Source organism: Kitasatospora sp. NPDC038210, from assembly GCF_055600605.1.
In genome coordinates this window covers 348,705-361,070 of the sequence record NZ_JBVJYK010000002.1, presented here as the reverse complement: position 1 = coordinate 361,070, position 12,366 = coordinate 348,705, and the positions used below count along the sequence as shown (strand labels likewise).

Genomic DNA, 12,366 nt, shown 5'->3' with positions numbered 1-12,366 from the left:
ACAGCTGACAGATTTCGAAATCTGTCAGCTGTCGGTTGTCATCTGTCGACTGTCGACTGCTCCACGCCCCCGTCCGCCGCCGCCCCCTTCCCGCTCTCGTGGGAGAGTGGTACTCGGCGAAGGGAGCGCGAACGTGCTGATGGACAAGGTGGCGGAGATACTCGCCGAGGCATCGGCCGAGGCGGTGGAGCCGCGCTTCCGGGCGCTGGCCGCCGGCGAGGTGATGGAGAAGGCGCCCGGCGAGGTCGTGACGATCGCCGACCGCGAGGCCGAGGCCATCATCGCCCGCCGCCTGCACGAGCTGCTACCGGTCCCCGTGGTCGGCGAGGAGGCCGTCGCCGCCGACCCCTCGCTCGCCCGGGCGCTCCACGACGAACCCGCCGCCTGGCTGGTCGACCCGGTCGACGGCACCGCCAACTTCGTCGCCGGCCGCCCCGAGTACGCCGTGATGTGCTCCCTCGTCCGCAGCGGCCGCACCGTGGCCTCCTGGATCTGGCAGCCCGCCACCGCCACCGCCTACCGCGCCGAACTGGGCTCCGGCGCCTGGCGCGACGGCGAACGCCTCACCCGCCCGCCGGCACCGCGGGACGCCGCCGAGCTGCGCGGTTCGGTGAAGAGCCGCTTCCTCGACCCCGAGCACCGCCGCCGCCTGCTGGCCAACGCCACGGCCTTCGGCGAGGTCTCCCCCGGCCGGCACGCCGCCGGGATCGAGTACCCCGACGTGATCGAGGGCCGCTTCGACTTCCTCCTCTACTGGCGCACCCTCCCCTGGGACCACGCCCCCGGCTCCCTCCTCGTCACCGAGGCCGGCGGCGTCTCCGCCCGCCTGGACGGCACCCCGTACCGCCCCGAGGCCCCCGGCTGCGAGGACGGCCTCCTGGTCGCAGCCGACCCCCACACCTGGAAGCTGGCCCACGAGGTCCTCCTGGGCACCTGACCCGCCCGGCGCGCCCGGCCTCCGCCCGTACAGGCCGGCGCGACGCCCGCACGGACCCGCGCGACGCCCGCACGGGCCGGCACAACGCCCGCACGGGCCCGCGCGACGCTTCGTACGGCGCCCGGGGGCGCCGCGCTAGCCCGCCCGCTCCCCCGCCACCTTGCGGCCCGCCCCCACCACCTCGCACAGCAGCGTCCCGACCTCCCCCACCGTCGTGTGCGGGTTCAGCAGCGTCAGCTTCAACCGCACCCGCCCCGGACCGTCCCCCGGCAACTCGGTACGCCCGACCACCGCCCGCCCGCTGCGCAGCAGCAGCCGCCGCAGCCGACCGTTCGTCTCGTCCAGCGCCGCCCCGTCCGTCACGCCCGGCGGACGGTAGCGGAAGAGGACGGTGGTGAGCACGGGGTCGGCGTGCAGTTCCAGGGAGGAGTCGGCACGGACGGCGTCGGCGGCGGCGCAGGCGAGGTCGTGACAGGCGTCGACGAGGCGGCCGAGGCCGTCGCGACCGAGGGTGCGCAGGGTGACGGCGAGTTTGAAGGCGTCGGCCCGGCGGGTGGTGCGCAGGGAGCGGCCGAGCAGGCTCGGGTAGCCGGCCTGCTCGTCGTCGACCGGGTTGAGGTACTCGGCGCGGCGGGCGAGCGAGACGTACGTCTCGGCGCGACGCACCAGGAAGACCCCGGCGGCGGCCGGCTGCCAGCCGAGCTTGTGCCAGTCGAGGGAGACCGAGTCGGCGCGGGCGATGCCGTCGAGCAGCGGGGCCAGCCGGTCGGAGAGCAGCGCCCCGCCGCCGTACGCGGCGTCGACGTGCAGCCAGGCACCGTAGCGGCGGGCGAGGTCGGCGGCGGCGGTCAGCGGGTCGACGGCTCCGGTGTCGGTGGTTCCGGCGGTGGCGACGACGGCGATCGGGGTCCGCCCGGCCCAGCTGGCCTCCGCCAGGGACCGCTCCAAATCCTCCTCCCGCATCCGGAGTTGCCGGTCGACGGGCACGGTGAGGACGGCCCGCTCGCCGAGCCCGAGGAGTGCGGCGGCGCGCTGGACGGAGAAGTGCGCGGCCTCGGAGGCGAGGATGCACGGCCGGACGCCCTCCGGGATCCCGTCCAACTCCACGATGCCGTCGAGCTTCTGGTCGCGCGCCAGCATGAGCCCCATCAGGTTGGACTCGGTGCCGCCGGAGGTGAGGACCCCGGCGGAGCGCTGCGGGTCGTAGCCGACCAGCTCGGCGAGTTCGGCGAGCAGCGCGGTCTCCAGTGCCGTGGCGGCGGGGGCCTGGTCCCAGGAGTCCTGCGACGGGTTGAGGGCGCTCACCGCGAGGTCGGCCGCGGCGGCGACGGCGAGCGGCGGGCAGTGCAGGTGGGCGGCGCAGGCCGGGTCGGCGGGGTCGGCGGCTCCGTAGGCGAGGAGTTCGGTGAGCCGGGCGAGCGCGCCGCGGCCGGCGGTGGTGACCAGGGCGTCGGCCACCAGGGCGGCGATCTCGGCGGGGCTGCCGGCCGGCAGCGGTCCGGAGCGCATGGCGATGCCCGTGTCGAGGGCGTCGAGGACGGTGGCCAGCAGTGGCCCGAGCGCCCCGGGCCCGGCTGCGCCGCCGGCCAGGGCGTCGGACGCGACCTCGCCTCCCGGCATGCCGATCGGTCCGGGCCCGGGGCCGCTCACCGCTCCGCCCGCCACGCACCACCGGCAGCCGACCCAGCTGCCGACGCCGACGGCGGGGCAGCGGCCCCGGACACGGACCCGGGCTCGGACCCGGACCCGGACCCGCGCTCGGACCCGGACACGGACGCGATCGCGTCGGCGAGCCGCTCCAGCACGGCCGCCACCTGCTCGTCCGTGACGGTGAGCGGCGGGAGCAGCCGCAGGACCGCGTCGTGGCGTCCGCCGAGTTCGACGATCAGACCGCGCGCCAGGCACGCCTCCCGCACCCGTACGGCGAGCGCCGGATCGGCCGGCCGGGCCCCGCAGGCGTCGGGCTCGGCCGTCGGGTCGACCAGTTCGACGCCGAGCATCAGCCCCCGGCCGCGCACGTCGCCGATCACCGGCAGTTCGCCCGCGAGGTCGCGCAGCCGGGCCGCCATCCGGTCGCCGACGACGGCCGCCCGCTCGGCCAGCCCGTGCGCCGCGACGTAGCGGAGGGTCGCCGCCCCGGCGGCCATGGCGAGGGTGTTGCCGCGGAAGGTGCCGGTGTGGGCGCCGGGGCGCCAGCCGTCGTAGTCCTCCCGGTAGACGACGACGGCGAGCGGCAGGCTGCCGCCGATGGCCTTGGAGAGCACCATCGCGTCCGGGACGATGCCGCTGTGCTCGATCGCCCACATCGCACCGGTGCGGCCGACCCCGGTCTGCACCTCGTCCACGATCAGCGGGATGCCGCGTTCGGCGGTGATCCGGCGCATCGCGCGCAGCCAGCCGTCGGGCGCGGGGACGACGCCGCCCTCGCCCTGGACGGCCTCCAGGACCATCGCGGCAGGGGGCACCACGCCGCCCGACGGGTCGTCCAGCAATCGCTCGACGTAGGTGGCGGCGAGATCGGCACCCGCGTCGCCGCCGACCCCGAACGGGCAGCGGTAGCCGTACGGGTAGGGCAGCCGGACGACCTCGCCGCCGCTCGGCAGCGGCTCCTTGACGGCGACGTTGCCGGTGAGCGCGAGGGCGCCGGCGGTCATGCCGTGGTACCCGCCGGTGAAGGCGAGCGCGCCGGTGCGGCCGGTCGCGGTCTGCATCAGTTTGAGCGCGGCCTCGATGGCGTCCGTGCCGGCCGGGCCGCAGAAGTGCACCCGGGCGCGGCTCGCGAACCCGGCCGGGAGGCTGTCGAACAGCGCGCTGGTGAAGTCGTCCTTCTCCGCGGTGGCGAGGTCGAGCAGGTGCAGCGGGGCGCCGCTGTCGAGGGTGCGGCGGATGGCCTCCAGCACCACCGGGTGGTTGTGGCCGAGGGCCAGCGTGCCGGCACCGGAGAGGCAGTCCAGGTAGCGCCGCCCGTCGGCGCCCTCGACGGTCATGCCGTTGGCGCGGACCGGGACGATCGGGAAGGAGCGGGCGTACGTTCTGGCGGCGGACTCGCGGACGCGCTGGCGCCGCAGGATGGCCTCACCGGCGGCCGGGGCCGGGGTTCCGGAGGCGGCCTGGGCAGGTACGGCAGCGAGCGACACGACAGACCCCCAGGAGAAGTTAGGTAAGCCTAACTTTATCGCCCCTAACCTGGCGGAATGCCCGCAGGGCACCGAGAACCACCCGAGTGGGTGAACTTTCCCCGATACCGCTCCACACCCTCCATCGAGCCCCCGGTCCTTCCAACGAGCGTCGCGCCGAAAGGTCACGCGCCCCGTTCCCTGAATCGCTGCCGCCCGTCGCGCGTCCCCGTCGCCCGTCTCCGGCTACCGCCAGCGCCACCGCCAGCGCCACCGCCGTCACGGCTTCGCCTTCCAGCGGTAGCACAGCTCCGGCCGCCCGACGTTGCCGTACTGCGGCTCCCGCACCGCCCGCCCGGTGTCCACCAGGTGCTCCAGGTAGCGCCGCGCGGTGATCCGCGAGACCCCGGCGGCGGTTCCGGCGGCCGCCGCCGACAGCCCGGTCGCGGCCTCCCTGAGCACCGAGGCGACGGTGTCCAGGGTGGGCGCGCTCAGCCCCTTCGGCAGCGCGCTGCGCTCGGGAGTCCGGAGCAGGGCGAGCGCCTGGTCGACCTCGTCCTGCCCGGTGGCCTCACCGGTGCGCCCGAGGCTGTCGCGGTACCGGGCATAGCGCTCCAGCCGGTCGTGCAGGGCGGCGGCACTGAACGGTTTCAGCAGGTACTGCACGACCCCGGCCGAGACCGCCTGCCGGACCATCGCGAGGTCGCGCGCCGAGGTCACCGCGATGACGTCGGTGGTGTGGCCGGCGGCGCGCAGCGTGCGGCACAGCTGCAGCCCGTGGCCGTCGGGCAGGTAGAGGTCGAGGAGGGTGAGGTCGACAGGGGTCCCGGCGGCGCGGGCCCGGTCCAGGAAGCGCAACGCGTCGGCGCAGCTGTGGACGGTGCCGACCGCGCGGAAGCCGGGTTCGCGCTCGACGTACAGGGTGTGCGCGGCGGCCGCCACCGGGTCGTCCTCGACGACCAGCACGGAGATCCCCGCGGGATCCGCTCCACGGTACGTGGTCATGCCAGGGCCTCCTCGGGCTCGCGGCCTCCCGGCTCCCGCCGCTCTCCGCGATCCACCGGCTCCCCCGGTTCTCCGCGTTCCCCCGGCTCCTGACGGTCCTGCGGCCGACCTGCCAGCGGCAGCCGGACCGTCAGCACCGCGCCGCGCTCGCGCCCGACCTCGACGGTGCCCCCGTTGCGCCGGGCGGCCTGGGCCACCAGCGCCAGGCCGAGGCCGTGCCCGCGGCCGTCCTGCTTGGTGCTCCACCCGCGCCGGAACACGTCCTCGACGGCCGAGGGGTCGATGCCCGCGCCGGTGTCGGCGACCCGCAGCAGCAGACAGTCGCCGTCCCCGCTCACGCCGGAGCCCGTACCCACGCCGGAGCCCGTACCCACGCCGGAGCCCGCACCCGCACCGGAGCCCGCGCCCGCACGGGAAACCGCAGCGGCGCCGGCGCCCGGGGCTCCGCCACGCTCGATCCGCGCCGTGACGGTCACCTCCGGCGGGGCGGTGCTCTGCGCGGCCCCGGCGATGGCGGCGTCCACGGCGTTGTCGACCAGGTTGCCGAGCACGGTGATCAGGTCCCGGGCGGAGAGCCCGGGCGGGAGCACCCCGTCGTCGATCCTGCTGTCCTCGGCGAGGGTCAACTCCACGCCCCGCTCGGCGGCCTGGGCGGCCTTGCCGAGCAGCAGCGCGGCCAGTACCGGCTCGCTCACCGCCGCGACCACCCGGTCGGTGAGCTGCTGGGCCAGTTCGAGTTCGGCGGTGGCGAACTCCACCGCCTGTTCGTGGCGGCCGAGTTCGATCAGCGAGACGACCGCGTGCAGCCGGTTGGCGGCCTCGTGCGCCTGGGCGCCGAGCGCCTCGGTGAAACCGCGCACGGAGTCCAACTCGCCGCTGAGCGCCTGAAGTTCGGTGTGATCCCGGAGGGTGACCACCCGGCCGAGGCCGGTGCCGATGATGGAGGTGTTGAGCACCACGACCCGTTCCGCGGTCAGGTGCACCTCGTCCCGGGCCGGCTCCTCGCCCAGGACGGTCGCCACCAGCGCCTCGGGCAGGTCCAGCTCCGCCATCGGTCGTCCGTCCAAGTCACCGGTCAGGCCCAGTAGTTCGCGGGCGGCGTCGTTGCACAGCACGACCCGGTGCGAGCGGTCGAGCAGGACCAGCCCCTCGCGCACCGAGTGCAGCGTGGCCTGGTGGTACTCGTACAGGTGGCTGAGTTCGTCCGGCCCCATGCCGTGAGTGTGCCGCCGCAGCCTGGAGTTGGCGAGGTAGGTGCCGGCGCCGCCGAGCGCGAGCGCGGCCACCGCCACCCCGACCAGGGCCATCAGCGGACCGCTGAGCTGTGCGGAGATCGACTCGACGGTGCGGCCCGCGCTGACCAGTGCGACCACCCGGTGCCGGTCGTCCCACACCGGCGTGACCACCCGCACCGACGGGCCGAGCGTGCCGGTGTACGTCTCGCTGCGGGTCTGCCCGGCGAGCGCCCAGTCGATGTGCCCGAGGTAGCGCTTGCCGATCTGCTCGGGCAGCGGGTGGGTCCAGCGCACGCCGTCGGTGTCCATGACGGTGATGAAGGAGACCCCGGTGTCCGTCCGCACCTGCTCGACGTACGGCTGGAGCACCGCGGTCGGGTCCGGGCCGGTGACGGCGGACCGGACGGACGGCGAGTCGGCGACGGCGCGGGCGACCGCGGTCACCTCGCGGCGGGCCGCGTCCTCGTTCCGGTCGGCGGTGAAGAGGTACGCCAGCACCGCGCCGCCCGCGACCACGGCGGCGACGATCACCACCTGGACGACGAACAGCTGCCCGGCCAGACTGCGGACCAGCCGCCGGGGCAGTCGGCGGGGCAGCCGGCGGGGCAGCCGCCGCGGCAGTCGGCGGGCGGGGCCGTACGGCCGGAGCGGACCGAGCGCGGGGAACCGGGGGAGCCGACGGCGCGAGGTCGTGGGGGCGGTGCGCTCGGACATGCCAGCCAGTGTGCACCACGGGCGGCGCCTGCGACCCGGGTGCGTCGACCGTGAACTCTATGAACGCAAACGTGACCCCCGTCACGCTCCGGCCCATAGTCGGAGCGGCCCACCACCCGGGGCCGCCAGGACTGCAGGGCGAAGGAGCCGCAGATGTCGATCGCTGGAGCCGCAACGGCGGGGGGACCCAGACGCAAGGACCGGACCCACTACCTCTACCTCGCCGTGATCGCCGCGGTGATCGCGGGCGTGGTGGTCGGGCTGGCCGCCCCCGGCTTCGCCGTGGAGCTCAAGCCGGTCGGCACCGGCTTCGTCAACCTGATCAAGATGATGATCAGCCCGGTGATCTTCTGCACCATCGTGCTGGGCATCGGCTCGGTGACCAAGGCGGCGAAGGTCGGCAAGGTCGGCGGCCTGGCGCTCGGCTACTTCCTCGCCATGTCGACCGTCGCGCTGGCCATCGGCCTGGTCGTCGGCAACCTGCTGGAGCCCGGCGGCGGCCTGCACCTGACCGCCGCGCTCGCCAAGTCCGGCCACGCCCAGGCGGCGGCCGGCGGCGCCCAGTCGACCACCGACTTCCTGCTCGGGATGATCCCCGACACCATGTTCTCCGCCCTCACCCAGGGCAAGGTGCTGCAGACCCTGCTGGTCGCCCTGCTCGCCGGCTTCGCCCTGCAGGCGATGGGACCGGCCGGCGCCCCGGTGCTGCGCGGGATCGAGCACGTGCAGCGGCTGGTCTTCCGGGTCATGGCGATGATCATGTGGGTCGCACCGGTCGGCGCCTTCGGGGCGATGGCGGCCGTGGTGGGGGCCACCGGCACGGCCGCGCTGAAGAGCCTCGCCGTCATCATGATCGGCTTCTACCTGACCTGCGCGCTGTTCGTCGTGGTGGTGCTGGGCACGCTGCTGCGCCTGGTCGCCGGGGTCAACGTGTTCGCGCTGCTGAAGTACCTCGGCCGCGAGTTCCTGCTCATCCTCTCCACCTCCTCCTCCGAGAGCGCCCTGCCCCGCCTGATCGCCAAGATGGAGCACCTGGGCGTCAGCCGCCCCGTCGTCGGCATCACCGTGCCGACCGGCTACAGCTTCAACCTCGACGGCACCGCGATCTACCTGACCATGGCCTCGATCTTCATCTCCGAGGCGATGGACAAGCCGATGTCGATCGGCGAGCAGCTCTCGCTGCTGGTGTTCATGGTGATCGCGAGCAAGGGCGCGGCCGGCGTCACCGGTGCGGGCCTGGCCACCCTCGCGGGCGGCCTGCAGTCGCACAAGCCCGCGCTGGTGGACGGGGTCGGCCTGATCGTCGGCATCGACCGCTTCATGTCCGAGGCCCGGGCACTCACCAACTTCGCGGGCAACGCCGTCGCGACCGTCCTCATCGGCCACTGGACCGGCGAGCTCGACGCCGAGCGCGCCCGCCGGGTGCTGGCCGGTGAGGTGCCGTTCGACGAACTGACCCTGGTCGACGGCCACGGCGCCGGGAGCCCGGCGGCCGAGGGCGAACCCGCGAACGCCCCCGAGGCGGTCCCCGCCCGGGGAGCCGAACCCGCCGCCGTCTGACGGCGGCCGCCCCACTCCCCCGGTCCGGCGCCACCCACCAACCCCCGGAAACGGCGCCGGGCCGGGGGCCTTCCGCTCCGTGCGGCTCGGCCCCAATGCGGCCGGAACGCGGCTCCGACGGGCCCGACCGTCCTCAGAGCTCCTGCGAGCCGCCGATCCCCCAGGTCACCCCGCTGGCCGGATCCTCCAGCGCGACGTGCAGGTGGTGCAGCCCGGCCGACGGCTCCTGCCAGGTGAAGCAGCGCATCCGGGCCACCAGCGCGTTCACCTCACCCGACTCCGGCCCGTCCGCCCCGGCCATCGCGGCCAGTGCCCGCCACAGCCCCAGCCGACCGTGCGCACAGCCCTGCGTCCGACCGACGGCCGCGGCCCGCACCAGCGCCGGGTAGACCAGCGCGAACGGCAGGTACCCGCCGGCCACCCGTCGCCCCCGGGCCAGCTGGGCCGCCGCCAGCGGGGCCTGGCCGCGGACACAGACCGCCTCCGCCCACGGCGCCAGTGCGCCCAGCTCGGCCAGCGCCCGGGTGACCCGCCGACCGGCGGGCCGGCCGTCCGCCCGTGTCCCCGGCGCCGGGAGCTCCACCACACCGAGGCCCTCCCGGCTGGGCGGCAGGGTCAGCAGCGCGCTCCGCGCACCACCGCCGGGCAGGTACTCCCGCACCCGCGCCGACTCCTCCCACCCCGAGGCCTCCCAGGGCTCCAGCCGCATCGGCACGCCCTCCGGATCGGGCTCGGCCCCGTACGAGAGGTCCTCGCCGAGCAGCACCCGGGTGTGCGCGACCAGCCGGCGCACCGGGGGCGGGCCGAGGAGCGGGGCCAGGCGCAGCCAGGAGTGCCGGGTCGCCAGCACCTCCCAGAGCGGACCGGCGTCGTGGTCGGCCACCCCGGCGACCGTCCCCTCGCCGCCGTCCCGGTCGAACAGCCGGACGGCCAGCTCGGGAGGCGCCGCGTAGGCGATCAGGTGGCCGAGCGGCGCCGTCAGGGCTGCCGCGGTCTCCTCCCCGGCTTCGACCACGGCGGCGGCCCGGCCCTGCCGGTAGGCGGCGAGCAGCTCGTGCCAGCGGCCGTCCTCGGCCAGGGCGCGCAGGCGGTGGTCCTCGTACGTGATCACGATTTTCAGCGTACGGGCCGGGGCTGCGCATCAGCTGACTTGCCGTCAGTTCGGTGCGTCGGGCCACCGCACGGCGGGGCGGGAGCGGCGGGCAGGGCGGCGGCGGACGGCGGTGGCGGGCGGCGGTGGCGGGCGGCGGTGGCGGGGGCCGCTTCATCCGCACCCCCGCTCGCGCTCCCGTTCGACCACGGCACGCAGCCGCCCGTGCGCGCGACGGCGGGTGACCGCCAGGGTGCTGCGATGCAGCCCCAGCAGCTCGGCGGCCTCGTCGACGCTGTAGCCGTCGAGGTCGACCAGCGCCACCGCGCGGGCCTGCTTGGCGGTCAGGAAGCCCAGCAGCCGGACCACCTCCCAGCGCGCCTGCAACTCGGCCATCCCGCCGGCCCGGGGACCGGACGCGGCGCGGTCCCGCCCGGCCGCGTCCCCCGGCTCCGGCACCTCGGGCACCGGGACCCTCCGCCGCTCCCGGCGCCACTGGTCGCGCAGGATGTTCACCATCGTGGTGAACGCGTAGGCGTACGGCTGCGGATGGCCGAGGAAGCGCTCAGGCCGGCGGGCGATCCGCAGGTAGGCGTCGTGGACGACGTCCCCGGCGGCGACCGGACTTCCGGTGAGCGACACGGCCGCCCGTTGGAGCCGGGGCAGCAGATCGGTGAACACCCGGTTGAACTCCGCCGGTTGCCCGCCGCTCCCGCACGGACCGAAGCCCTTCGCCGGCCCGCCGCCGGCCCGTCGACCGCTGCAATCCGCCATACCGCCCTCCCCGGACACCGGCACCCCGAGCGCCCGATCGGGCCTGGCCACAGTCCGATCCGACCGCTTGTGACACAGATCACATCATAGTTCGTCGTCTCACTGTTCGCAGTCATTCGTGTGCAACACGTCACCAGCCGTACGGGGAACGGGACTTCGCCTCCACCCGGACAACCCGGACGGCCGGGGCGCTCCGCCCGACGAGAACCGTTCAGCAAGGAGAACCACCGTGCGAGGTTGCATCGCCAGGAAGATCGCCACGTTCGGGATGGCCACCGCGGCCGCCCTCGGCACGCTCGGAATCGCCGCCCCGCCGGCCGCGGCGGCGCCCGCCCCGGACCAGACCATCACGCCGGGCTCCGTCCCGGCGTCGAACACCATCGCCGCCGCGCCCTACCACTGCGTCATCACCGCGAACTACGGCTGGCGCTGGGAGGGCTACTGCCACGTCTACTCCGGCCAGCTGCGCACCATCACCTACTGCGCCAACGGCACGCACACCACCGGTCTGTGGATCGGCGCGCGGCCGGAGGCCTGGGCCGTCTGGGGCAACTGCCCGGGGTCCAGCTGGACGAAGATCGTCTTCCAGTGGCGCGGCTGATCGGCGCACCCCGGTACGGGCGACCGCCCGCGGAGTGAGGGCGGCGGACGGCGGGTGACAGCGAACGGGTGACAGATGACAACTTTCAACATCTGTTCGCTGTCATCTGTCATCTGTCCGCCGTCGGCTGCCACCCGCCGTCCGCACGCCCGACTCACCCGGACCCCACCGGCGCCGCGTCCGCGATGAGCCGGGCCGCGCGCAGGCGGCCCGCGTGCTCGACCAGGTTGATCAGCACCTCCTTCCCCGACGACCGGCGGCGCGCGTCGCAGAGCAGCACGGGCGTACCGGCGTCCAGGTCCAGCGCGCGGGCGACCTCGGCCGGGCCGAACTCCCGGGCTCCGGCGAAACGATTCACCGCCACCACGAACGGGATGCCCCGGTGCTCGAAGAAGTCGACGGCCGGGAAGCAGTCGGTCAGGCGGCGGGTGTCGGCGAGCACCACCGCACCCAGGGCCCCCTGCGCCAGTTCGTCCCAGAGGAACCAGAACCGGTCCTGCCCCGGGGTGCCGAAGAGGTAGACCGCCAGACCCTCCCGAATGGTGATCCGCCCGAAGTCCATCGCCACCGTCGTGGTGCTCTTGCGCTCCACGCCGTCGAGGTCGTCCACCCCGCGCCCGGCCTCGGTCAGCCTCTCCTCGGTGCGCAGCGGCCGGATCTCGCTGACGGCACCGACCAGTGTCGTCTTGCCGGCTCCGAAGCCGCCCGCCACCAGGATCTTGAGCGCGAGCACGGTGTCGTCCGGGTCCCCCGCCGCGCACGGCCCGTTCGGGCCGGACGGGCGGGACAAGCGGGACGGGCGGTGCGAGCCGGGCGGGTTGGACGTGCGGGACCGTTCGGTCCGGTGGTCAGAGTGCGCGGAGTCCATGGATGACCTCCTGGAGGATGCGCTCGTCGGGGAGCAGGGCGGGCGGGACGGGACGCTTGACCCGGATGAGCCCGGCCGCCAGCAGGTCGCCGAGCAGTACCCGCACGACACCCACCGGCAGGTCGAGTTCGGCGGCGAGCTCGGCCACGGACAGCGGGGTGCCCCGGCACAGCGCGAGGATGCGTGCCTGTTCGGGGCCGGCCGGCGGCTCGGGCGCGTCCGGGGCGAGCGCCGGATCGGGCAGGTCGCTGACGACCACGGCGATCAGGTCGAGCTGCTGCTGGCCGGCCCCGGTGCGCCCCCGGGTCATGGTGTACGGACGGACCAGCGGGCCGGCCTCGTCGTCGTACCAGCGGGCCCGGTGGGCGGCGGCGAGCGGGTTGCGGGGGTGCGGGCCGGGGTCGGCCCGCGGGTGTTCGGGACGTAGCCCGGCCGGCGTCCCCCCGGGGGACGGTCGGGGCACCCG

General features: G+C 75.1%; 11 protein-coding genes. 3 read left to right on the top strand and 8 right to left on the bottom strand.

Annotated elements, in window-relative coordinates:
* Window positions 1-139 precede the first annotated feature (139 nt).
* A complete protein-coding gene (locus ACZ7KX_RS05105) occupies window positions 140-937 on the top strand; it encodes an inositol monophosphatase family protein (protein ID WP_470325561.1) in 798 nt (265 codons plus the stop codon).
* Between the two features lie 135 nt (window positions 938-1,072).
* On the opposite strand, the gene ACZ7KX_RS05100 is transcribed toward ACZ7KX_RS05105, so the two are convergent.
* From ACZ7KX_RS05100 to ACZ7KX_RS05085, 4 genes are all read right to left on the bottom strand, one after another.
* Window positions 1,073-2,557 carry a pyridoxal phosphate-dependent decarboxylase family protein gene (locus ACZ7KX_RS05100; protein WP_470325352.1) on the bottom strand — a complete coding sequence of 495 codons (1,485 nt, stop codon included), beginning with the start codon at window positions 2,555-2,557 and terminating at the stop codon, window positions 1,073-1,075.
* A gap of 26 nt (window positions 2,558-2,583) precedes the next feature.
* Entirely contained in the window at window positions 2,584-4,074 is a 1,491-nt protein-coding gene (locus ACZ7KX_RS05095) for a diaminobutyrate--2-oxoglutarate transaminase family protein (protein ID WP_470325351.1), read from the bottom strand.
* 258 nt (window positions 4,075-4,332) lie between these two features.
* Window positions 4,333-5,058: a response regulator gene (locus ACZ7KX_RS05090; protein WP_470325350.1), complete on the bottom strand. Its 726-nt coding sequence runs from the start codon at window positions 5,056-5,058 to the stop codon at window positions 4,333-4,335.
* Window positions 5,055-7,007: a sensor histidine kinase gene (locus ACZ7KX_RS05085; RefSeq protein ID WP_470325349.1), complete on the bottom strand. Its 1,953-nt coding sequence runs from the start codon at window positions 7,005-7,007 to the stop codon at window positions 5,055-5,057. The genes ACZ7KX_RS05090 and ACZ7KX_RS05085 overlap by 4 nt, the downstream gene beginning before the upstream one ends.
* A 153-nt stretch (window positions 7,008-7,160) precedes the next feature.
* Here ACZ7KX_RS05085 and ACZ7KX_RS05080 point away from each other — a divergent pair, with 153 nt between their 5' ends.
* The gene (locus ACZ7KX_RS05080; RefSeq protein WP_470325348.1) at window positions 7,161-8,567 is read left to right on the top strand and encodes a cation:dicarboxylate symporter family transporter; all 1,407 of its coding nucleotides are present in this window, start codon (window positions 7,161-7,163) and stop codon (window positions 8,565-8,567) included.
* 133 nt (window positions 8,568-8,700) lie between these two features.
* Here ACZ7KX_RS05080 and ACZ7KX_RS05075 read toward each other — a convergent pair whose 3' ends face one another.
* Window positions 8,701-9,678: a hypothetical protein gene (locus tag ACZ7KX_RS05075; protein WP_470325347.1), complete on the bottom strand. Its 978-nt coding sequence runs from the start codon at window positions 9,676-9,678 to the stop codon at window positions 8,701-8,703.
* A gap of 153 nt (window positions 9,679-9,831) precedes the next feature.
* Window positions 9,832-10,338 (bottom strand): RNA polymerase sigma factor, encoded by a 507-nt coding sequence (locus ACZ7KX_RS05070; RefSeq protein WP_470325346.1) that lies wholly within the window; start codon window positions 10,336-10,338, stop codon window positions 9,832-9,834.
* 322 nt (window positions 10,339-10,660) lie between these two features.
* Here ACZ7KX_RS05070 and ACZ7KX_RS05065 point away from each other — a divergent pair, with 322 nt between their 5' ends.
* A complete protein-coding gene (locus ACZ7KX_RS05065; RefSeq protein WP_470325345.1) occupies window positions 10,661-11,032 on the top strand; it encodes a hypothetical protein in 372 nt (123 codons plus the stop codon).
* A gap of 154 nt (window positions 11,033-11,186) precedes the next feature.
* Here the strand turns inward: ACZ7KX_RS05065 and ACZ7KX_RS05060 are convergent, their stop codons facing one another.
* Both ACZ7KX_RS05060 and ACZ7KX_RS05055 read right to left on the bottom strand, forming a co-directional pair.
* On the bottom strand, window positions 11,187-11,900 hold the full coding sequence (locus ACZ7KX_RS05060; RefSeq protein WP_470325344.1) for a GTP-binding protein: 714 nt from the start codon (window positions 11,898-11,900) through the stop codon (window positions 11,187-11,189).
* Window positions 11,881-12,228, bottom strand: a complete 348-nt coding sequence (locus ACZ7KX_RS05055) for a DUF742 domain-containing protein (protein ID WP_350519268.1) — start codon at window positions 12,226-12,228, stop codon at window positions 11,881-11,883. The genes ACZ7KX_RS05060 and ACZ7KX_RS05055 overlap by 20 nt, the downstream gene beginning before the upstream one ends.
* Window positions 12,229-12,366: the final 138 nt, after the last annotated feature.

Excerpts from the sequence above, each read along its gene's own strand:
- ACZ7KX_RS05105 (WP_470325561.1), top strand. The coding sequence starts at position 140 with ATGGACAAGGTGGCGGAGATACTCGCCGAGGCATCGGCCGAGGCGGTG.
- ACZ7KX_RS05100 (WP_470325352.1), bottom strand. The coding sequence starts at position 2,557 with ATGCCGGGAGGCGAGGTCGCGTCCGACGCCCTGGCCGGCGGCGCAGCC.
- ACZ7KX_RS05090 (WP_470325350.1), bottom strand. The coding sequence starts at position 5,058 with ATGACCACGTACCGTGGAGCGGATCCCGCGGGGATCTCCGTGCTGGTC.
- ACZ7KX_RS05085 (WP_470325349.1), bottom strand. The coding sequence starts at position 7,007 with ATGTCCGAGCGCACCGCCCCCACGACCTCGCGCCGTCGGCTCCCCCGG.
- ACZ7KX_RS05080 (WP_470325348.1), top strand. The coding sequence starts at position 7,161 with ATGTCGATCGCTGGAGCCGCAACGGCGGGGGGACCCAGACGCAAGGAC.
- ACZ7KX_RS05060 (WP_470325344.1), bottom strand. The coding sequence starts at position 11,900 with ATGGACTCCGCGCACTCTGACCACCGGACCGAACGGTCCCGCACGTCC.